A 20,306-nucleotide genomic window follows, 5' to 3' on the forward strand; every position below is an offset into this window, starting at 1 on the left:
CTGATTCAGGAGGGTAAAGCGGTTTATGGATCGTATTTTGCTACATGGGGGCGTCCCTGATGGGCAACCCTGTATGGAACGAATGCCGAAACTAAGGAGCGATTATGTACAAGGGAGCAATGCTATTGGCTGGATGCCTGCTGGCGGCCAACGCCGGCGCTGCAACGATCCACTTCACCGGTAATATCGAATACCACAACGATGTCGTCTACACCTACTTCACCCTCGATAACGACGCGGACGACGTGCGCATCTGGACGGATTCGTATCAGGGGGGAATCAACTTTGATCCGATCACGGCACTCTGGAATGCAGACGGGTCACTGATTGATGAAAACGACGACAACAGTGGCATCAATCCGTCGACCCAGACCAGCTATGACTCAGGGTTTTCACTGAGCAGCCTGGCGGCGGGGAATTACATCTTTACCATCGCCACCTTTAACAACGCGGCGCAAGGCAACATGCTGTCCGACGGGTTCGCATACGACGGCCTGGATCCGATTCCCCTGGCCGAATGGGATCAGCCCGCCAGTCACGAGGGCATGGGTCCGAACTGGAGCCTTTGGCTGGACGGCGTCGACAGCGCTTCCAACCCGGACGATGCGGCGTCCGTTCCCGAGCCGTCCTCCGTCGCCCTGTTGGGGCTGGGTCTGCTGGGCCTGGGACTGCGTCGCGCCCGTCGCGGTTGAGTCCCTGCGAGCTGGCGTGACAGGACGCCAGCTCGCTCACAGCATCTTCCTAGATATACTCCCAAAGCCACTGCTCGACCTGTCGCTTGTCCTTGCGCGAGGTCAGGCGCTCGGTATCCAGTGACATCGGCTGGATCTGTGGGCATTGTACATCGCTGCAGTCCAGGCTGAAGGTCCGTGCTGCACCGAACGGGTGGTCTTCCGGTCCGTAGATGGAGATGATGGTCAGCCGCAGTGACAGGAAGTCCACCTCCCGGTCCCGGGGTAAGCCGTCATCCACCTGGACACCGCCGGCAACCGCAGCCCGCTCGATCAACTCCCGGAAACTCTTCACCTCGATACAGGCGCCACTGTGCAGCGGCCCCTGCCGCGTGCGTTCGCGGACGGGTTTGCGGTTCTCGTCATCGTCGAGGCTTTCGTCGGGATCGGTGGCGGTGGTGCAGAAGACCCCTTCCGACGTTTCCAGCTCGACCACCAGGCACTGGATGAAGATGGGCTCCTTGCTCATGTTGCAGATCAGGCAGGGGGAACCCAGGTCGTCCTTGCCCACGCCCTTGTTGATCAGCAGGCGCGGCCGGGTATCCCGCCGGTAGGTTGTGTAGAGGAGCTGTGCGTAGAACAGCCAGATGGCCAGCGTACAGACGCTGGTGATGACCTGTAATACGCCGCTGTTTTGGTTGAGCCAGTCAATCAAGGGCGCCCTCCCTGTGCTGTTGGTCTCCCTACCGGAGCCGTGTTCGAAAGGACCCAGCTTGGGCCTCCCGGCGATTGGCTTCAAGCCTGCCCCCGCTTGAAGGGCTTTCCCGGTTTATGAATGGTAGTCTGTAGGGCTATTTAACGGGGACATCGAGATGGGCGTACTCTTCGAAGAGATTGATAGCCAGCCGTCCGACATCGGCGAGATCACACTCCGGCGCCGGCGCATTCCGGCGCTGGGGGACCGCGATATCTACGAAGTGAAGCTGGGCGAGGAATTCCTCATGTCCAGCATGTTCGTGGACGCCGAAGTGGCGCTGGCGGACCTGGGCCTGGGCGCGCTGACGGGCGATGACTTCGCGGTTGTTGTGGGCGGTCTGGGGCTGGGTTATACCGCCGACGCCGCGCTGCGCGACGTGCGGGTGGGTGAACTGCTCGTGGTGGAAATGCTGGAACCGGTCATCCGCTGGCACCGGCAGGAAAAAGTCCCGCTGGGCGCCGTGTTCAACCGGGACGATCGCTGTCGCTTCGTGAACGGCAGCTTCTTTGACCTGGCCGTCGAGGGCGGGTTTGATCCGTCGCAACCCGGGCGCCAGTTCGACGCTATCCTGCTGGACATCGACCATTCCCCGAGCGACTTTCTGGACGAGGGCAACGCCAGCTTCTACCAGCCGGACAGCCTGCGCCTGATGAGCCGGCAGCTCAAGCCGGGTGGTCTCTTCGCGGTCTGGTCCAACGAGCCGCCGGCGGAGGCCTTCATGGCGGATCTGGGGGCCGTCTTCACGGGTGTTGAGGCGAAGGTCGTCAGCTTCTTCAATCCGTTCCAGAACGGCGAATCGTCGAACACCGTCTACCTGGCCCGCAAGCCGGCCTGAGTCGTCGGGTCAGCGCCAGCTCACCAGGCAGCCACCGCGCACCCTGTAGCGGCCGGTTTCCTTGCCGCGGCGCTCGTAGACCCACCACTGGCCCTCGTGGTGATCCGGATCCCCCAGCACGTAGCGCAACTGGTGCGCGCTCATGCCGGCCTTGACCTGCCGCCGGGCCCGCCAGGTGCGTAACTGGGTCGACTGGACGTAGCCGAGATCACAGCCATCGGTCGATGGGCTGCGCTTGGCGTGATGGGTAGGCTGCCAGACTTCGACGTCGGTGCCGATATCCAGCCGGCCACCGGTGGTGACCGGGTTGACCTCGACTTTTCTGGCTGAGTCGGAGCAGACCGAGTCGGAAAAGACCACCTGGCCGTTGGGACCCTGACATTGATAGATAGCGGCGGATACCGCCGGACAGGTGCCCATGCCTAACATGAGCACCAGAAGGGACTTGCGCATCCTGCATTCTCCTGCCCGATCCGTGGGCATTGGTTGTTCATTGAGCCCGCCAGCCTACCAGAAAGATCGATCCGCTGCCCGTCAGGCGGCGGGTTGATTGGCTGTGCCGCGCGGCAGGAGCAGGTCGAACACCACGCCGTCGGGATCGCTGACGTTGCGGGCGCTGATGTGGCCGCCATGGTAGTCGGTGATCAGACGCACGATCTGTAAACCCTGCCCCAGGTGGCCATCCTGCTGGCCTTCCCGCAGCGACACGAAGGGGCTGAAGATTTCGCTGGTCAGGTGGGCCGGCAGCTGCGCTCCGGCATTGAAGACCTGCAGGTGCCAGACTGCGTCCCGGTCTTCCAGGCGCACCTCGATCAGACCGCCGGTTGGGGTGAAATCCCGGGCATTGTCCACCAGCTTGTCCAGCAGTTGGACCAGGAGCTCGGGAGACCCGACAACCGGGCAGCCGGAGGTTGGCCCCTCGTAGCGAATCGTATGATCCGGATCCAGGCTTTGGTACGCCGCCGTGGCCTGGGCAGCGACGTCGGCCAGGTCGAAGGTTTCCCGCTCGACCTGCTCGAAGCTCTTTTCCAGTCGCGCCGCTTCGCTCATGCCCTGGAGGATCTGGCTGAGGCGGTCGGTAGCCTGGTTGGCCCGGTCAATGTAAGGCGATCCGGCGATATCGGGGGTGTCGTGACGGAGGTTTTCCAGCGACGAGCGTACCACCGCCACCGGGGTTTTCAGCTCGTGGGACAGACGGCGGGCGAAACTCTCCAGATAGTCGGTGTAGCCGTGCAGGTTGTCGATCAGCCGGCTGAACTGGCGGGACAGTTCCCCCAACTCGTCACCGGCGCGGCTTTCCGGAATCCGCTTGAGCAGCCGGCCCTCGGCGTCCACTGTGGCGGCCACGCTACGCTGCAACCGGGTAATCCGCCAGGACAACCAACTGGCATAACCCAGCAGCGTCAACACCAGCAGGCTCACGAACAGCACGCTGCGGACAATCACACGGCCCAGCGTATCGCCGGACAGCGCCAGGATGTCCTTCAGCGATTGCTCGAGCACCAGTGTCACCGGCGCGCCGGACGGCGTCGTCAGGGTGCGCCGGTACACCAGGGCGGATTCCTCGTCACCATGACGCACCAGCCCCTGCTCGGGAATGGTGGTTACCGCGTAGCGGGGCGCGGCTTCCGGCAGCGGCGCCGGGTCGGGCTGGAAGCGACGCAGCAGCGCGCGCAGGCCATTGAGGGCGATCTGTTCGACGATCTGGCCCGGACCCAGGCTGTCGAAATCCGTGGTGTCCTCCTGCGACGGTCCCTGGCTGTCCACCAGTACCCAGCCCTTGTCGTGCAGCAACAGGGCCCGTTGGCCCGAGCCCAGCAGCGGCTGGATCTCCCCGCCCAGGACGGTCAGTGGATAGAGCAGGTGCGGCAGGTGATGGCCGGCGTCGTAACCCATGTGGCCCAGCACGCGGTAGCCGTCGCTCAGGCTGGCGTCCGGGTGCCAGACTTCAAAACCGATCTCGCTGTCCAGGGTGGGCCGGGGCATGCACAACTCCACCTGGTAGCCCTGTGCCGTGGCCTGCCATACGCCGGTGACCCGGTAGTCCCCCGGGCCACCCTGGGGCGCCGCACCCACCACCGGGCCGGGGGCCGGCGTGCGGATTTCCCGGGTGATGGTGTGGCCGTCGTCGTTCAGGTAGAGGCGCAGGTGGGCATGGGGCGCCTCGGGATCGCCGGGGTTGAAATAGCGGCCCGGCGCCTGACGCACGCGGATCAGCAGGTACAGGGACTGGTCATCCACAGCCGCGCGCCATTGCACCGGGTCCTGCGCCGAGATCGGGCTGGCGTAGGCGGAATCCGTGTCCTCGTCCCAGCTGGGCCAGTCGTCGCCGTAACCGTCGATGAACAGGGCGCGGCTCAGGGGTTGGGCGTACAGCAGCCGCTGGTCCGGGGCGGGCAGGGCGTTGAGGCTGGCGCGGTCGTTCTCGATCAGGTGTTGCAGCCGGGCCGACTGCCGGGCCAGTTGCTCGGTGGCCTGGGCGCGCAGGGCCGAGTCCAGCTCCAGCACGAACTGCAGGCCCGCCCAGGGGATCAACAGCACCAGCAGGCAGGCGATCAGCAGCTGGCGCTTGAGGGTCAGGCGGACCATGCCGGCTCAGGATTCATGGGCGTTCCAGCGGTAACCGAAGCCGTAGGCCGTCTGCACGGCATCGAAGTCCGGATCGGTCTGCTGGAACTTGCGCCGGATGCGTTTGATGTGGGAGGTCACCGTGTTGTCGTCGAGGACGGTGTTGGCCGCCTCCATCAACTGGGTGCGGCTGCGGACATGGCCCGGATGCTGGACCAGCGAGTGCAGCATCCAGAATTCGGTCACCGTCAGTTCCACCGGCTGACCGTTCCACTCGGCGGTCATGCGGTCGACGTTCAGTTCCAGCCGGCCCCGCCGGAGCATCTCGTCGGCCTGCTGGCTGCTCTGGGCCCAGGCGTCGGCCCGCCTCAGCAGGGCAGCGATGCGGGCGAACAGGTGGTCCAGGCTCATGTCCTTGGTGACATAGTCGTCCGCACCCAGGCGCAGGCCGGCGACCGAATCCGCATCGCTGTCACGGGCGGTCAGGAAAATGATGGGCAGCAGCGCCGAACGCTGGCGCAGGGCCTGACACAGGTCGAAACCGCCCTCGATTTCCTCGCCCAGGCCCACATCGATAATGGCCAGGTCGGGCAGGGGCCCTTTCAGGCCCTCCAGGGCCGCCGGGCGACTGGCGTAGACCGTCACCTCGTAACCCCGGCGCTGCAGGGCGTCCCGGTAATTCTCCCGGATCGCGGGTTCATCCTCCACAAGCACGATATGGCGTTTCATAACTCCGGCTCACTGCTCCCTGAATACTGACGGGTATTTAAACACGCCCGCGCGCCCTCGCAAGCATTGACGGTCCATTTGCCACAATTGATCACGATTGGCCCGCATTCCGGCGATTTTCCGCCACGGCTTTGCCTTTCCCGGACGATTTACTGGTCCCAAACCGACCCGGAAAGAGGACGAGCTGTGCACAATCCGTCATTGCCGCGAACCCGTGGCCTGTCATCGCCGAAAATCGCCCGCCCACGACTGTTGCGTTTCATGGAAGGCATCAGCCTGTGGCTGGCGGTGGCGCTGTTTTTTGTCCTGCAATCGGCGGCGGCGCGGGCCAGCGAGGCGCCCGGTACCGGTGAGCTGCGACTGGTCACGCCCTCGGGGCAAATCGAAACGGCCCTGGCGCTGAACACCGATTACCGCGTCAATGTCAGCGCCCTGCTGGCCGATACCCGCCTGAAGCAGACTTTTCGCAACACCAGCGACGACTGGCGCGAAGGCACCTACGTCTTCCCGCTGCCGGAGAAGGCCAGCGTCTACGCCATGCGCCTGCACATCGGCGAGCGGGTGATCGTGGGCGAGATCGAGACCCGGGAGGACGCCCGCAAGACCTATGAGAAAGCCAAATCCGAGGGCAAGCAGGCCGCCCAGGTCGAGCAGCAGCGGCCCAACCTGTTCACCACGCGCGTGGCCAATATCCCGCCCGGTGAGACGGTCACCGTCGAGTTGCGCTACCAGCAGCGGGTGACCTACCGGGATGGCGAATTCAGCCTGCGCCTGCCCACCACCCTGACGCCGCGCTACATGCCTGGCGCGCCAATGGTGGACGAACCGAAGCCGGTCGCCTGGCAACAGGGTTGGGCCGTGCCCACCACGGAGGTGCCGGATGCCGGCGCCATCAGCCCCTACACCGTCAATCCCGGTGATGTCCCGGCGGGCAGCCACCGCGCCCAGGTGCACCTGATCCTGAACGCCGGGTTGCCCATCGAGCAGGTGGTCAGCCCCAGTCATGCGCTGGACTCCGTCTGGCGGGGCTCGCAGGTGGACGTCAGTCCCAAGGGCGACGGCGTTGCCATGGACCGGGACGTTGTCGTGCGCTGGCGGCCGAAGCGGGAGCAGACGCCTTCCGCCGCCGTCTTCCATGAACGCTTCGACGGCGAAGACTACCTGCTGGCGATGGTCGTGCCCGGTCTCAACGGCGGGCAGTCGCTGTCACGGGAGCTGATCTTCGTGGTGGACACCTCGGGATCCATGGCGGGCGAGTCCATCCGCCAGGCACGTGAAGCCCTGATGGCCGGCCTGGATACGCTGAAACCGGGGGATCGATTCAACATCATCCAGTTCAACAGCACCACCTCCGCCCTGTTCAACGGCGCTCGCGAGGTCAGTGCGGACTCACTGCGGGCCGCGCGCCAGTATGCGGCCAACCTGTCCGCCGACGGCGGTACCGAAATGGCTCCGGCCCTGGATCTGGCCTTGCGCCACCAGGGGCCTGACGGGGAATCGTCCGGCCCACAGGTCCGCCAGGTGCTGTTCATGACCGACGGCGCGGTGGGCAACGAGCAGGCCCTGTTCCAGCAGATCCACGACCAGCTCGGGAACTCCCGCCTGTTCACCGTTGGCATCGGCTCGGCGCCCAACATGCACTTCATGCGCGAAGCGGCCCGGTTCGGGCGGGGCACCTTCACCGCCGTGGGCAGCAGCGCCGAGATGGGCGGTCAGTTGGGGCGTCTGCTCGATCGCATGGCAGCGCCGGTCCTGGGAAACATCACGGCGTCCTGGCCGGGCCAGCCGACGGCCTTTCCCAAACGGCCGGGCGACCTGTTCATGGGTGAGCCGCTGGTGCTGGTGGCTCGCGGCCAGGCCGCAACAGGCGAGCTGAAACTGTCCGGAGAACTGCCGGACGGTACGGCCTGGCAACGATCGCTGTCGCTGGATTCGGCGGCGCCCGGTCAGGGCCTGCATCGCTATTGGGCCCGTCAGCAGATCGACCAGATCAGCGACCAGCGCATCTACGGCACCCCGGAGGCGGATATCCGCGCGCAAGTCACGCCGCTGGCGCTCGCCCACGGTCTGGTGACGCCCTACACCAGCTTCGTGGCTGTGGACCAGACGCCGGTTCGCACGCAGGAGGATAAATTGAAAGCCGAGTCCGTCCCCACCCTGCTGCCCGCGGGCAGTACTCCGGGCATGCTGCGTTACCCGCAGACCGCCACTCCGTCGTCCCTGCTGATCCTGATCGGCCTGGCGGGCCTGATGCCGGCCTTCGGCGTGTTCCTGGCCCGGCGGAGGGTGTTCGGATGATGCGACTGCTGATGACCCTGACGGTTGCCGCCGCCATCACCCTGGTGGCGGGCCTCTGGATTCCGCTGAAAGCCCAGCTGGCCCAGCAACTGCTCAACATGGCCTGGGCCCAGAGCCAGGCCGAGCAGGCCCGGACCCGCCCCTGGCCGTGGGCCGACACCTGGCCGGTGGGACGTCTGCGTCTGCCGGAGGACAACGAACCGCTGGTGGTCCTGGCCGGCACCAGCGGCGAGAGCCTGGCCTTCGGGCCGGGCCATGTTACGGCCTCGGCGCTGCCGGGCCAGCCCGGCACGGTGATCCTGGCGGGCCACCGCGATACCCATTTCAGCGTCCTCCAGGAAATCCGGGTGGGGGACCGGTTGGCCCTGCAGGGACTCGACGGGGACTGGCGCCGGTACCGGGTGGTGAATGAACGGGTGGTGGATTCCAGGCAGTCGCGCCTGGATTTCCGGCCGGATGGCACCAACCGCCTGATTCTGGTGACCTGTTACCCGTTCGATGCCCTGGATCCTCACGGGCCGCTGCGCTACGTGATCGAAGCTGAGGATCTGGCCGGGCTGGAAACAGACGGGCACGTCGCCGTTCGACCCATTCGGAAGCCGGCGAAAATCCCGTCCGGAAGTGATCTATTGACCTCTGCCAGCGTAGGATTTTGACACTGTTTGACAAAAATGGGATTCCGGCTCACATTGGATTCAGTCTGATGAGCCAGTCGGAGGCTCCCAAAGGAGACAGGGTCATGTTCCTGCAGAAACGGCAAGGAGAGCACGGGCCATTGCCGCCCCGGTCGAGCCGCTATTTTGCGGTCGGGCGGCGCTGGTATTTCACCACGCGGGAAAAAACCACGCTGGGACCGTTCGAGTCTTTCGAGCAGGCGGAACAGTCGGCCAGGGCCTACATAGAGGATGTGGATGCCCACCGCCGCGGCGCCGCCGTCGACTACAGCTACGGCGTGGTCCTGCACGACTATGAGACGTGCACCGCAGCGCACTGCCAGCAGTGCCGGGAGATGGCCCGCCTCCTGTCCTGACGGGCCCGCAGGGCCGGGGAAGTGTTCCCATCGGCAATCCGGATCGATATCCTATGCGACCCGGCGTACAGGTGTGCGCCGTCCGGTAAGCTGTGGAGTCTGTCCCGATGCGTTTTCTCCGAGCACTGCTGGCCTGGCTGTCGGTGCCTGTTCTCTGCCTGCTGGGGTTGATCCTGTGCCTGGCACGGCCGTTCAATCCTGATAACACCCGTATCCTGGGCTGGGCCGTTGCCCGCACCGGTCGCTGCCTGCTGGGTCTGGCACGGCCGCTGGAGGGCTACGAAAACATGCCCCTGGACCGGCCCACGGTGATCATCGCCAATCACCAGCACAACGATGACCTGTTCCTGATGGGCGACCTGCTGCCACCGCGCACCGTCGCTATCGGCAAGGCGTCGCTGCGCTGGATTCCCTTCTTCGGGCAGGTGTTCTGGCTGGGCGGCAACATCCTGATCGACCGCAAGCGCTCCAGCCGTGCCGTGGCCGTCATCCAGACGACGGCCGGGGCCATGACCCGGGAGCGCAAGAGCCTGTGGATCTTCCCGGAAGGCACCCGGAGTCACGGCGAGCACCTTCAGCCGTTCAAGAAAGGTGCCTTTCACGCGGCCATCGCCGCCAAGGCACCCATCACCATGGTGTGTGCCGAGGCCTATCGCCCGGAAACCCGGGGGCTGCTCGGCCGGCGTCGCCCGGTGCGGCTGCGGGTGTTGCCGCCGGTGGAGACCCATGACCTCTGTTCCGGTGACATTGCCGAGCTGATGGCCCGCTGCCATCACGAGATGAGCCAGGCCATCCACGAGATGGGAACTGAGACGTCAGCCTAGGGTCTTTTCCAGAACCGTGACTGCTTGACTTCCCAGCTATTTTCCTTCGGTATGTGGGGGATTGCCGCATGGGGCGGCAAGGCGCCGCCGGGGCATCGAACCCGGCCGCAGAGTGGCAAAAGGGAGTGATGCGATGAATCTGATTCTGTTTCTGATCATTGGTGGCGTGGCTGGATGGCTGGCCGGCTTGATCATGAAAGGGCGGGGTTTCGGCGTACTCGCCAACATCGGTATTGGTATTGTCGGCTCGTTGATCGGTGGCTTCCTGTTCAGTCTGTTGGGGCTGTCGTCCCACGGCACCATCGGGTCCCTGGTGACCGCGACGGTAGGCGCCATCGTACTACTGTGGATCGTCAGCGCGATAAAGAAAGCGTGAACCATCCGGGAGCCCCGGCCTCTGTTCGGGGCTCCGTCACTGACATCTTGGAGAATCCTGGAGAATGATCGTACCGGTTACTGCAGTCTTTGCCGCCATCACGGCCATCCTGATGCTGTTCCTGGCCCTGCGGGTGTCGCTGTTCCGCCGCAAGCTCAAGGTCGGGATCGGCGATGGCGGGCAGAAGGATATCGAGGTGGCGATCCGGGCCCACGCCAACCTGGTGGAGTACGCCCCGATCATGCTGATCCTGATGGCGCTGGGCGAACTGAACGGTGTCTACGTGATCTACGTCTATCTCGTCGGCATGCTGTTCGTTGTGGGCCGCCTGCTGCATGCCTGGGGCTTTATACGCAGCCGTGGCGGCTATGCGTTGGGCCGCATGTTCGGCACGCTGTTCACCTGGCTGGCGGTCCTGGTGATGGCCGCGCTGACCCTGCTCAACGTGGTCCAGGTTTCCCTGTAACCCCTGATCCTCAGAGCCGTTTGCGGCGGAGGGTGTAGTTCAGTTTCGACTGGATGCGCTCGCCGTCGCGGTTGAGCATCTCCAGACCCCCTTCCGGTAGCCGGCGGTACATCCGAACCACCTGGCCATTTTCACCCTGCAGGCTGATGCGCCCCAGATCCATTGGGTCGGTGGGTGGCAGGATTTCCCACTGGCCCTCCCGCCGCGTGGTATCGCCGTTGCGCTCCAGGTACGTCTCGGTCAGCGTGTAGGTGTCCGGAGCCCGGTAGAGCGTCAGGCGGGTTTCGATACCCGGGCAGTCCGCACAGGGCAGCGTGCCTTCCCAGACGCCGTAGGGCGATCTTTCCGTCACCGGTGCCTGGCTGGCACAACCGGTCAGCAGGGCAGTGGTCAACAGGGCACTGAGCGTCAACAGTCGCATGGGCGCTTCCTTGGCAAGGGGGTAGCGGGTCTGGCGAGGGGAAAGAATCGCAGGTTCGACGGGATGGTTCAATCCGGCGTATCAGGCGACACGCCGGATGGGAATGGGCACGGAAGCGTTTACTGGGCCTTGGCCATCTGCTCGCTGTGGTACTGCAGGTCCAGGCGACGGTTGGCGGCGCTGTCCTCCGGGTTGGTCAGCGGTTTGCGGCTGCCCCAGCCCACCACCTCGATGCGGCTCTCGTCGATGCCCTCGCTCTTGAGGATCTTGGCGGCACTGTTGGCACGCAGACGGGACAGGAAGGCGTTGTATTCTTCCGGTCCGTGGCTGTCGGTGTGGCCGTTGATGCTGACCGTCACTTCCGGATGCGCCTTCATGTAGGCGGCGTGTTGACGCAGGATCGCCTGGTCTTCCTCCGACAGGCGGTGCTTGTCGAAGCCGAAGTGGAACTTCATCTGGTGCGGTTTGCGCGGGCTCTCGTCCATCGGGTTCACCTGTGAGTCGCTGTTGTGTACCTGGGCCGCACGGGCCATCAGTTCCGGGTTGTCCAGTACGAGAACGGTCATATCTTTTTCCTCAGGCGCATCCGCGATGCGGTCATCCGGTTTGGTCTCACTATTGTCGGCTGCGGATTGCGCCGCAATTGGCCGTTGGTCGATGTGTTGCCGGGTGTCGGCCACCGGCGGCTGGGCGGAGGCGGTTGTGGCCGCGTCGTTTTCCGGCCCGCCGCTGGACGCGCAGCCGCTGATGGCACCGATCAGCAAGGCGCCCGCGGTAAACCGCCAGCGACCCGCGTCCGATTGAATGCGGACTTTATGGAGGGGATGTGACAAACGCTGTGGCATGGAAAACTCCTGATCGTCGGTTGGGACACTAGGCCCGTTTCTGTCTCTCAGGGTCTATTTCAGCGCGATAATCTGGCACCGCTGTGGTAAAAAGCAGACCGGAACGGATGAAATGTGATGAAATCGGGCAGGCCCCGCTGCGGCCGTCCGAAGCCATGGACGTACTATGCTGATTATTCCCGTCGAACGCGCCGTGGACTGGCGCCGTCCCCCCTGGATGACCCTGGGCATCATGCTCACCTGCCTGCTGGTGTTCCTGTTCTACCAGTCCGGCGACGGGCGCCGGATGGGCGGAGCCGTCGCGCAGTACCTGGATGCCGACCTGGATCGGCTGGAAGCACCGGCCTACGAAACCTACCTAGAACGCCGTATCCGGCTGGAGGGCGAGACCGGCCTGACGTCACGGTTGGGGACCGTGAAGGATCTAATGGCCCAGGACCAGCGTGTCGTCCTGGCCCATGTCCTGCTGATGGACGCGGATTTCTACCACTACCTGCTGCAGCACCAGTCGGTGATCTGGTCGACGGAGGAGCGCAGTTACTGGTCGCAACACCGGATTCCCATCCAGACCGACTGGGTCAGCCAGACCTCGGCGCTGGCTGCGGGGGTGGTGCCGGCGGAGCTGTCGCTGGCGGACCTGATCAGCTACCAGTTCCTGCACGGCGGCTGGATGCACATCATCGGTAACCTGCTGGTGCTGTTCATGCTGGGCTTCACGGTGGAGCGGGCGCTGGGGCCGGTCAAGTTCCTGCTGGCCTACCTGTTCTGCGGCGCTGTGTCGGGGCTGGTCTGGGCCGGGTTCAACTGGGGGCATTACTTACCGCTGATCGGTGCCTCGGGCAGTATCGCGGGGCTGATGGGGATGTACGTGGCCCTGTTCGGACGCCAGCGGATCCGCTTCTTCTATTTCGTGGGGGTCTACTTCGACTACTTCCGGGCGCCGGCGTTGGCCCTGCTGCCGGTCTGGATCGGCAAGGAAATCTACGATCACTTCTTCGCCGGGGCCACCGGCGTGGCCTACATCGCCCACGCGGGCGGTCTGGCCGTGGGGGCTGGCCTGGTGTGGCTGCTGGGACGCAGCTGGCTGCAGCCGCGCGAGACCTTCTTCGAACCGGAAGAGGACGAACAGGAAGAGCGTTTCCGCAGCGCCTACAGCCAGGCGATGGGGCGGATCGGCGCGCTGGATTTCGAACAGGCCCGACTGCAGTTCGAGGCCCTGTGGAAGCGGTATCCGCAGCGGCTGGTCCTGCTCGAACACCTGTACCAGCTGGCCAAGCTGCGGCCCGACAGCGAAGCCTACCGCGACCGGGCCCGGGAGCTGATGCAGGTGACCCAGGCCCAGCACCAGCCGGAACGGATGCTGGCGGTCTGGCAGGAATACCAGGGCAAGGGGCAGCCGCATCACCCGTTATCGGCTGAAGACCACAACCGGGTTTTCTTCGCCGGCCTGCGCAGCGGCGACCTGAAAACGGCGGAACGGGTCTTCGAGCGCCTGCGGGCGACCGGAGACCGGACGCTGGCGGAGGAAGCCTGCCGCCTGCTGGCGGCGGAGTTCGAGAAACGGCAGATGACGCCCAAGGCCCGTCACTACCGCGACCTTCTGGGGCGGTTGGGGGCCTAGTCGGCCCAAACCGTACGGTCCACGCCGAGGCGGCAGCAAAAGCCTCGCCAGCGGCGGCCCGTATCGTAGGTTGGACTGACGGAGGAAGCCCAACAAACCGGGTTTGCGGCCAATCTCATCCAATCCAATGGTCACAGCCGGTTTTGGGGAACCCATACTCCAAGCATGCCCGCGATAACGGGAACGTCCGGTGCCCGCTCATTGTTGGGCTTCCTGCGTCAGCCCAACCGACGTCCTGGGGGAAATGGCGCAGTGGCCTTATTCTGCCCCGAACTGTGCTGCCGGCCCGCGCAGGGGCTGCTGGTTGCGCGCCTGCTCCAGGTAGGTGGCGATCGACGCGTGCAGGCTGTGGCCGGTGCAGCGTTTCTGGATGAAGGTGAGGAAGGCGGTGGCCTTTTCCCATTGGCCCAGTTGGGCCAGGGACTGTGCCACCAACAGATAGGCCGGTGCCAAGGCTTCGCTGTCCGGAAAACGCTTGTGGAAGTCCTGCAGCACACGCAACACCTCACGATGCTGGCCGTAATGGTTCAGTACCCGGGCACAGGCCACCGCCAGGGCCGGATCATCCAGCCGGAAACCCGGTTCCACCTTTTCCAGCCGCTGGAGGAAGTCGGCCAAGCCCTCAGCATCGCGCTGGTCGGCCAGCCACTGCAACAGCCTTGGATGGGCTTGGTAGAGCTCGCGGTCATCGTTCATGGCCACCAGCAGCCGGTAGAGCTGGCCCAGGCGCTGGGGATGGTTCGGGTCACTCTTGAGGCCGGACTTGATCAGACTCAGCGCCCGCTCGTAGTTACCGTCCTTGAGGTTCATGTCGATGTCGGCGTCGATCCGCAGCGAGCGGTCCGGTTCCCGGCGCAGGACCTCGTCGTCCTGCAGGTCACTGGCGAAGCCCAGCTCCTCCTGGTACTGGAACAGCAGGTAACCCATCATGTGGAAGAAAATCAGCATGAAGGTACTGCCGATAAAGCCGGACAGGGGCTGGGCCACCATCGGCGAGAGATGATTCATCGCGAATTCCTGGATCGCGCCGCTGGCGAGCATCATCAGGACCAGATGCCCGTATAGAACGAAGTACGGCCAGCCGATCCGGGAGATCAGTGAAATCAGATGGGCCGGATTCACCGCCGGCCCGAGGGACTGCTCCATACCCAGGATCATGATGCTGGCCGGCAGTACCAGAATCACGAAGGCCAGAGCAACCAGCCACAGCGCCCAGCCGCCCACCATGCCAGCGCTATACAACAGCCCGCCGATCAGGAAAAACACCACCACTTGCAGCAGCACGACGATGAATCCGGAACCGGTGAAGGCGGTCGCCAGCGGTGGTGGCGTCATATGGCCTTCGGCCGTGTGCCGGATCACAGCGTAGGTGTATTTGAGCAGGGCTAGCAGCAATATCAACCAGACCGCAAAGCCGACCAGGTTGCGATCCAGCAGCAGCGGCACGAACGTACAGATGCCCACCACCATTAGCGGATCGGAATGGAACGGGTAGCGGAAAAAGGCGGGAATCCGGTTCCAGAACGGTTCCACCTGCGTCGCTGCGCCCAGGTAACGCATCACCTGGCCGCAATGGGGGCAGGTCCCGTGCCGGCGATGGGTATCGGCGTCGGGCATGCACGCCAGGCAGTAGTCCTGCTGGCAGCCGTTGCAGTGCCACTTGGCGGCGGTGTTGGGATGGTAATGACAGTAGTGTTTCACGTCGCGCTGCTAACTGGTTGATCTGGCCGACAATCATGGCAGATGCCGGAGGACCTCACCAGCACCCGCAGTGGCCGGGATGTTGGCTTTTCGTAAAAATGCGGACGCGACCGGAGACGTCGTTCCGTTAGAATACAGGGACAGACGACACATTCTTGCCCGACCGGTACATGCAGGCCGCGCCGGGCGCGGGAGGCACTATTTGACCCGATACCAACCCGATCTCCGGTCCGTGGCGGCCGCGACGGGCCCTCGAGAAGCCTACACCTGGCGCCAGATCGCCCGCTTCGCCCTGACCCACCGGCGCCGCCTGGTGCGGGCCAACATCATTGCCGTGCTGGCGACATTGGTCAGTGTGCCTTTGCCCCTGTTGCTGCCGGTGCTGGTGGACGAGGTGCTGCTGGACAAGCCGGGCCCGGTGTTGCCGGCGATGAACGCGGTGCTGCCGGAAAGCTGGCAGGCGCCGGTGGTCTACATCGCCGTGATGGTCCTGCTGGCGTTCCTGATGCGGATGATGGCGCTGGCCTTCAACGTGGCCCAGTCCCGGGAGTTTTCCATCATTTCCAAGGACGTGGTATTCCGCATCCGCGAGCGCCTGCTGGGCCGGTTGGGGCGCATTGCCATGTCGGAGTATGAAACCCTGGGCTCCGGCGCCGTGACCGCGCATTTCATCACCGATCTGGACACCATCGACAAGTTCCTGGGCACGACCATCAGCCGCTTCCTGGTGGCCAGCCTGACGGTACTGGGCACCGCGGGTGTGCTGCTCTGGGTGCACTGGGAGCTGGGCCTGCTGATCCTGCTGTTCAACCCGCTGGTGATCTTCTGCACCATGCTCATCGGCAAGCGGGTGAAGGAGCTCAAGCGGCGGGAGAATAGCGCCTACGAGGTATTCCAGGGCGACCTGACTGAAACCCTGGACGCCATCCACCAGTTGCGTGCGGCCAACCGTGAGGGGCACTACCTGCGGCACCTGATCGACCGGGCCCGGGGCGTGCGGGATCACGCCGTGCAATTCGAATGGCGCAGCGATGCGGCCACCCGCGCCAGTTTCACCCTGTTCCAGTTCGGCGTGGACAGCTTTCGCGCCGCCGCCATGATCACCGTGCTGCTGAGCGATCTGAGCATCGGCATGATGTTCGCCATTTTCGGCTACCTGTGGTTCATGCTGACGCCGGTGCAGGAGATGCTGAACATGCAGTACGCCTACTACGCGGCCAACGCGGCCCTGGCGCGGATCAATCGCCTGCTGCAGTTGAAGGAGGAACCGCGCTATCCGGCGCTGGAGAATCCGTTCCGGAACCGCCACACCGTCAGCCTGACCCTGCGTGACGTCTCGTTCCGCTACGGCGAGGAAGACGTGTTGCGCCACATCAACCTGGACGTGGCACCCGGCGAGAAAGTGGCCATCGTCGGCGCCAGCGGTGGCGGCAAGTCCACCCTGGTGCAGGTGATCCTGGGCATGTACACACCCAGCCGGGGCGAGATCCTGATCGGTGGCGTGCCGGTCCAGCGCATCGGCCTGGAGTGCCTGCGCGAGCATGTGGCGACGGTGCTCCAGCATCCGGCGCTGTTCAACGACACCGTGCGCCAGAACCTGACCATGGGCCGCGAACACAGCGATGAGGCACTCTGGCATGCCCTGCGGATTGCCCAACTGGACCACACCGTCGAGGCGATGGAGAACGGTCTGGAAACCCGCATCGGTCGCCAGGGTGTACGCCTGTCCGGAGGTCAGCGCCAGCGGCTGGCGATTGCCCGCATGGTGTTGTCGGATCCGTCGGTGGTGATCCTCGACGAGGCCACCTCGGCGCTGGATGCGGAAACCGAGTACCAGCTGCACCAGGCCTTGGAAGACTTCCTGAAACAGCGCACCACCCTGATCATCGCCCACCGCCTCAGTGCCGTGAAGCAGGCGGACCGGGCCTACGTGTTCGAGGACGGACGCATCATCGAGGAAGGTCACCACGACGAACTGATCGCCCGGCAGGGGCTCTACGCCCAGCTCTACGGTGACCGCCAGCACTGACAGGTGTGCCTGATGGCATTCACCGCGGTTATGTTGAATATTCATATGGCCGCGGTTGAAGTCGCCAAAATCAATGCGATAGTAAGGAGTAACTGTTCAAACGGGAATTTCTGGCCCAGGCTGGAGGTCCCACTATCCTGATGAGAGGCCGAATCCCCATCACGCCCTTTGACACTTCGAATACGATAAGGAAAGGAGGCGTTACATGTCGAAAGAAGGTATCAGTCACGACAGTCTGAATACCCTTGCCAGCCTGGACGTCGGCGGCAAGACCTACCATTACTACAGCCTGCCCAAGGCGGGTGACAGCCTCGGCGACGTGTCCCGGTTGCCGTTCTCACTGAAAGTGCTGCTGGAAAACCTGCTGCGCAACGAGGACGGTGACACCGTCACCGGGGACCACCTCAAGGCCATGCACCAGTGGCTGGACAAGCGCCATTCCGACACCGAGATCCAGTACCGTCCGGCCCGGGTGCTGATGCAGGATTTCACCGGTGTTCCCGCCGTGGTCGACCTGGCCGCCATGCGCGACGCCATGAACGTCGCCGGCGAGGACCCGGCCCGGATCAAGCCGCTGTCCGCCGTGGACCTGGTCATCGACCACTCGGTGATGGTGGACCATTTCGGCGACGCCTCCGCCTTCAAGGACAACGTGGCCATCGAAATGGAGCGCAACCAGGAACGCTACGAGTTCCTGCGCTGGGGCCAACAGGCCTTCGATAACTTCCGTGTGGTGCCGCCGGGCACCGGCATCTGCCACCAGGTCAACCTGGAATACCTGGGCAAGACCGTCTGGACCAAAGAGCAGGGCGGCAAGACCTACGCCTTCCCGGACACCCTCGTAGGGACCGACTCCCACACCACCATGATCAACGGCCTGGGCATCTTGGGCTGGGGTGTCGGCGGTATCGAAGCGGAAGCGGCGATGCTGGGCCAGCCCGTCTCCATGCTGATTCCGGAAGTCGTGGGCTTCAAGATCACCGGCAAGCTGCGTGAAGGCATCACTGCCACCGACCTGGTGCTGACGGTCACCCAGATGCTGCGTAAGCGCGGTGTGGTCGGAAAGTTCGTGGAATTCTACGGCGACGGCCTGAAAGACATGCCGGTGGCCGACCGCGCGACCATCGCCAACATGTCGCCGGAATACGGCGCCACCTGCGGGTTCTTCCCGGTAGACGAACAGACCCTGAACTACATGCGCCTGACCGGCCGTGAAGAAGAGCAGATCGATCTGGTGGAAGCCTACGCCAAGGCCCAGGGCCTGTGGCGCGAGCCGGGCCATGAACCGGTCTACAGCGATACCCTGGAACTGGACATGGGTGACGTGGAAGCCAGCCTGGCCGGTCCCAAGCGTCCGCAGGACCGGGTGGCACTGACCAACATGAAGTCCACCTTCGAATTGCTGATGAACACCGCCGACACCTCCAGTAATGGCGGCACCGAGGACGGCAAGCTGCAATCCGAGGGCGGCCAGTCGGCAGTCGGTGTCGAGGAGAGCTACGAGCACGCGGCCAGCCAGCACACCGAGCACAACGGCCGGAAATTCCGGCTCGATCCGGGGGCGGTGGTGATCGCCGCGATCACCTCCTGCACCAACACCTCCAACCCGAGCGTCATGATGGCCGCCGGCCTGCTGGCGCGGAAGGCACTCGAGAAAGGCCTGACCACCAAGCCCTGGGTGAAGACCTCGTTGGCACCGGGCTCCAAGGTGGTGACCGACTACCTCAAGGCCGGCGGCTTCCAGGAGGACCTGGACCAGCTTGGCTTCAACCTGGTGGGCTACGGCTGCACCACCTGTATCGGCAATTCCGGCCCGCTGCCCGAACCGATCGAGAACGCCATCGAAAAAGGCGACCTCACCGTCGCCTCGGTGCTGTCCGGTAACCGCAATTTCGAGGGCCGGGTGCATCCGCTGGTGAAGACCAACTGGCTGGCATCGCCCCCGCTGGTGGTGGCTTACGCCCTGGCCGGCAACGTCCGCGTGGACCTGACCAGGGACCCGCTGGGCACCGACAAGGACGGCAACCCGGTCTACATGAAGGACATCTGGCCGTCCCAGGACGAAATCGCCCAGGCGGTGGAGCAGGTCAAGACCGACATGTTCCGCAAGGAATACGCCGAAGTGTTCGACGGCGACGCCACCTGGCAGTCCATCAAGGTGCCGGAGAGCAAGGTGTACGAGTGGTCCGACAAGTCCACCTACATCCAGCATCCGCCGTTCTTCGAGGGCATGGGCCGCGAACCGGACCCGGTGGAGGATGTCAGGGACGCCAGCATCCTGGCCCTGCTGGGCGACTCGGTGACCACCGACCACATCTCGCCGGCCGGCTCCATCAAGGCGGACAGCCCCGCCGGGCGCTACCTGCAGGAGCACGGTGTGGAGCCGAAAGACTTCAACTCCTACGGCTCACGCCGGGGCAACCACGAGGTGATGATGCGCGGCACCTTCGCCAACGTGCGCATCAGGAACGAGATGCTCGATGGCGTGGAAGGCGGCTTTACCCGTCACATTCCGTCCGGTGAACAAATGGCCATCTACGATGCCGCCATGAAGTACGCCGAGGACGACACGCCGCTGGTGGTGATCGCCGGCAAGGAATACGGCACCGGTTCCAGCCGCGACTGGGCCGCCAAGGGCACCCGCCTGCTGGGCGTGAAGGCCGTCGTGGCCGAGTCCTTCGAGCGGATCCACCGCTCCAACCTGATCGGGATGGGCGTGATGCCCCTGCAGTTCCCGGAAGGCACGGACCGCAAGTCGCTCAAGCTCGCCGGTGAGGAGACGATCAGCCTGACCGGGATGGCGGGCGATAAAGTCACTCCGGGGCAGAAAGTCACCATGACCGTGACCTACCCGGACGGCCAGGAGCGGTCGGTCGAGCTGATCTCCCGGATCGACACCGTCAACGAGGCCGGCTACTTCGTGAACGGTGGCATCCTGCACTACGTGCTGCGGGAGATGATCAAGGCGGCCTGACGCGTTCTGTCGTCGGAAACGACCCGTCCTGGTTCGGCCAGGGCGGTTTTTTTGTGGGCGGAATTCGGTACGCCACGGATTAAAGTCCCGTAAATATCGGCCTTCCCGACAGTTTGTTTCTGTGGGATGGCCGACTATAGTGAGGATGAAAGCGTTCCCGC

At 64.4% G+C, this 20,306-nt stretch carries 17 protein-coding genes and 1 pseudogene; 11 read left to right on the forward strand and 7 right to left on the reverse strand.

Features of this window, described 5'->3' with window-relative positions; translation table 11 throughout:
- Positions 1 to 164 precede the first annotated feature (164 nt).
- A pseudogene (locus tag EZI54_RS11560) lies at positions 165 to 692 on the forward strand (DVUA0089 family protein); the annotation flags it as partial.
- A gap of 49 nt (positions 693 to 741) precedes the next feature.
- On the opposite strand, the gene EZI54_RS11565 reads toward EZI54_RS11560, so the two are convergent.
- Positions 742 to 1,386 carry a hypothetical protein gene (locus EZI54_RS11565; protein ID WP_131482045.1) on the reverse strand — a complete coding sequence of 215 codons (645 nt, stop codon included), beginning with the start codon at positions 1,384 to 1,386 and terminating at the stop codon, positions 742 to 744.
- Between the two features lie 157 nt (positions 1,387 to 1,543).
- On the opposite strand from EZI54_RS11565, the gene EZI54_RS11570 reads away from it, so the two are divergent.
- A complete protein-coding gene (locus EZI54_RS11570) occupies positions 1,544 to 2,263 on the forward strand; it encodes a spermidine synthase family protein (protein ID WP_131482046.1) in 720 nt (239 codons plus the stop codon).
- A gap of 9 nt (positions 2,264 to 2,272) precedes the next feature.
- On the opposite strand, the gene EZI54_RS11575 is transcribed toward EZI54_RS11570, so the two are convergent.
- The 3 genes from EZI54_RS11575 to pdsR all read right to left on the reverse strand — a co-directional run bounded on the left by EZI54_RS11575 (position 2,273) and on the right by pdsR (position 5,560).
- Positions 2,273 to 2,716, reverse strand: a complete 444-nt coding sequence (locus tag EZI54_RS11575; protein ID WP_165495737.1) for a DUF4124 domain-containing protein — start codon at positions 2,714 to 2,716, stop codon at positions 2,273 to 2,275.
- Positions 2,717 to 2,797: 81 nt separating this feature from the next.
- Positions 2,798 to 4,852, reverse strand: a complete 2,055-nt coding sequence (locus EZI54_RS11580; protein ID WP_242674434.1) for an ATP-binding protein — start codon at positions 4,850 to 4,852, stop codon at positions 2,798 to 2,800.
- Positions 4,853 to 4,858: 6 nt separating this feature from the next.
- Entirely contained in the window at positions 4,859 to 5,560 is a 702-nt protein-coding gene (gene pdsR, locus EZI54_RS11585; protein ID WP_131482048.1) for a proteobacterial dedicated sortase system response regulator, read from the reverse strand.
- Positions 5,561 to 5,746: 186 nt separating this feature from the next.
- On the opposite strand from pdsR, the gene EZI54_RS11590 reads away from it, so the two are divergent.
- The 6 genes from EZI54_RS11590 (at position 5,747) to EZI54_RS11615 (ending at position 10,554) form a co-directional block, all read left to right on the forward strand.
- The gene (locus tag EZI54_RS11590) at positions 5,747 to 7,858 is read left to right on the forward strand and encodes a marine proteobacterial sortase target protein (protein ID WP_242674435.1); all 2,112 of its coding nucleotides are present in this window, start codon (positions 5,747 to 5,749) and stop codon (positions 7,856 to 7,858) included.
- The gene (locus EZI54_RS11595) at positions 7,855 to 8,514 is read left to right on the forward strand and encodes a class GN sortase (protein WP_131482049.1); all 660 of its coding nucleotides are present in this window, start codon (positions 7,855 to 7,857) and stop codon (positions 8,512 to 8,514) included. The genes EZI54_RS11590 and EZI54_RS11595 overlap by 4 nt, the downstream gene beginning before the upstream one ends.
- Positions 8,515 to 8,597: 83 nt before the next feature.
- Positions 8,598 to 8,888, forward strand: coding sequence for a DUF6316 family protein (locus tag EZI54_RS11600; RefSeq protein WP_131482050.1), 291 nt, complete (start codon positions 8,598 to 8,600; stop codon positions 8,886 to 8,888).
- Between the two features lie 107 nt (positions 8,889 to 8,995).
- Positions 8,996 to 9,712 carry a lysophospholipid acyltransferase family protein gene (locus EZI54_RS11605; RefSeq protein WP_131482051.1) on the forward strand — a complete coding sequence of 239 codons (717 nt, stop codon included), beginning with the start codon at positions 8,996 to 8,998 and terminating at the stop codon, positions 9,710 to 9,712.
- A 133-nt stretch (positions 9,713 to 9,845) separates the two neighbouring features.
- Positions 9,846 to 10,088: a GlsB/YeaQ/YmgE family stress response membrane protein gene (locus tag EZI54_RS11610; protein WP_123634625.1), complete on the forward strand. Its 243-nt coding sequence runs from the start codon at positions 9,846 to 9,848 to the stop codon at positions 10,086 to 10,088.
- A gap of 64 nt (positions 10,089 to 10,152) precedes the next feature.
- The gene (locus tag EZI54_RS11615) at positions 10,153 to 10,554 is read left to right on the forward strand and encodes an MAPEG family protein (protein WP_131482052.1); all 402 of its coding nucleotides are present in this window, start codon (positions 10,153 to 10,155) and stop codon (positions 10,552 to 10,554) included.
- A 10-nt stretch (positions 10,555 to 10,564) separates the two neighbouring features.
- Here EZI54_RS11615 and EZI54_RS11620 read toward each other — a convergent pair whose 3' ends face one another.
- Positions 10,565 to 10,975, reverse strand: a complete 411-nt coding sequence (locus tag EZI54_RS11620) for a copper resistance protein NlpE (protein ID WP_131482053.1) — start codon at positions 10,973 to 10,975, stop codon at positions 10,565 to 10,567.
- A 119-nt stretch (positions 10,976 to 11,094) separates the two neighbouring features.
- Positions 11,095 to 11,820, reverse strand: coding sequence for an OmpA family protein (locus EZI54_RS25080; RefSeq protein ID WP_242674436.1), 726 nt, complete (start codon positions 11,818 to 11,820; stop codon positions 11,095 to 11,097).
- A 166-nt stretch (positions 11,821 to 11,986) separates the two neighbouring features.
- On the opposite strand from EZI54_RS25080, the gene EZI54_RS11630 reads away from it, so the two are divergent.
- Entirely contained in the window at positions 11,987 to 13,441 is a 1,455-nt protein-coding gene (locus EZI54_RS11630) for a rhomboid family intramembrane serine protease (RefSeq protein WP_131482054.1), read from the forward strand.
- 258 nt (positions 13,442 to 13,699) lie between these two features.
- Here the strand turns inward: EZI54_RS11630 and EZI54_RS11635 are convergent, their stop codons facing one another.
- A complete protein-coding gene (locus EZI54_RS11635; RefSeq protein WP_242674437.1) occupies positions 13,700 to 15,142 on the reverse strand; it encodes a hypothetical protein in 1,443 nt (480 codons plus the stop codon).
- A 202-nt stretch (positions 15,143 to 15,344) separates the two neighbouring features.
- On the opposite strand from EZI54_RS11635, the gene EZI54_RS11640 reads away from it, so the two are divergent.
- The gene (locus EZI54_RS11640; protein WP_423226997.1) at positions 15,345 to 17,171 is read left to right on the forward strand and encodes an ABC transporter ATP-binding protein; all 1,827 of its coding nucleotides are present in this window, start codon (positions 15,345 to 15,347) and stop codon (positions 17,169 to 17,171) included.
- A 205-nt stretch (positions 17,172 to 17,376) separates the two neighbouring features.
- On the forward strand, positions 17,377 to 20,145 hold the full coding sequence (acnA, locus tag EZI54_RS11645) for an aconitate hydratase AcnA (protein ID WP_131482056.1): 2,769 nt from the start codon (positions 17,377 to 17,379) through the stop codon (positions 20,143 to 20,145).
- The last annotated feature ends 161 nt before the right edge of the window (positions 20,146 to 20,306 follow it).

It is taken from the genome of Marinobacter halodurans (genome assembly GCF_004327985.1).
Taxonomy (GTDB): Bacteria; Pseudomonadota; Gammaproteobacteria; order Pseudomonadales; family Oleiphilaceae; genus Marinobacter_A; species Marinobacter_A halodurans.

Bases quoted from the DNA above. Each gene is read 5' to 3' on its own strand.
- acnA (WP_131482056.1), top strand. From the start codon at position 17,377: ATGTCGAAAGAAGGTATCAGTCACGACAGTCTGAATACCCTTGCCAGC.
- EZI54_RS11605 (WP_131482051.1), top strand. From the start codon at position 8,996: ATGCGTTTTCTCCGAGCACTGCTGGCCTGGCTGTCGGTGCCTGTTCTC.
- EZI54_RS11600 (WP_131482050.1), top strand. From the start codon at position 8,598: ATGTTCCTGCAGAAACGGCAAGGAGAGCACGGGCCATTGCCGCCCCGG.
- EZI54_RS11630 (WP_131482054.1), top strand. From the start codon at position 11,987: ATGCTGATTATTCCCGTCGAACGCGCCGTGGACTGGCGCCGTCCCCCC.
- EZI54_RS11575 (WP_165495737.1), bottom strand. From the start codon at position 2,716: ATGCGCAAGTCCCTTCTGGTGCTCATGTTAGGCATGGGCACCTGTCCG.
- EZI54_RS11580 (WP_242674434.1), bottom strand. From the start codon at position 4,852: ATGGTCCGCCTGACCCTCAAGCGCCAGCTGCTGATCGCCTGCCTGCTG.
- EZI54_RS11570 (WP_131482046.1), top strand. From the start codon at position 1,544: ATGGGCGTACTCTTCGAAGAGATTGATAGCCAGCCGTCCGACATCGGC.
- pdsR (WP_131482048.1), bottom strand. From the start codon at position 5,560: ATGAAACGCCATATCGTGCTTGTGGAGGATGAACCCGCGATCCGGGAG.
- EZI54_RS25080 (WP_242674436.1), bottom strand. From the start codon at position 11,820: ATGCCACAGCGTTTGTCACATCCCCTCCATAAAGTCCGCATTCAATCG.
- EZI54_RS11615 (WP_131482052.1), top strand. From the start codon at position 10,153: ATGATCGTACCGGTTACTGCAGTCTTTGCCGCCATCACGGCCATCCTG.
- EZI54_RS11620 (WP_131482053.1), bottom strand. From the start codon at position 10,975: ATGCGACTGTTGACGCTCAGTGCCCTGTTGACCACTGCCCTGCTGACC.
- EZI54_RS11610 (WP_123634625.1), top strand. From the start codon at position 9,846: ATGAATCTGATTCTGTTTCTGATCATTGGTGGCGTGGCTGGATGGCTG.
- EZI54_RS11595 (WP_131482049.1), top strand. From the start codon at position 7,855: ATGATGCGACTGCTGATGACCCTGACGGTTGCCGCCGCCATCACCCTG.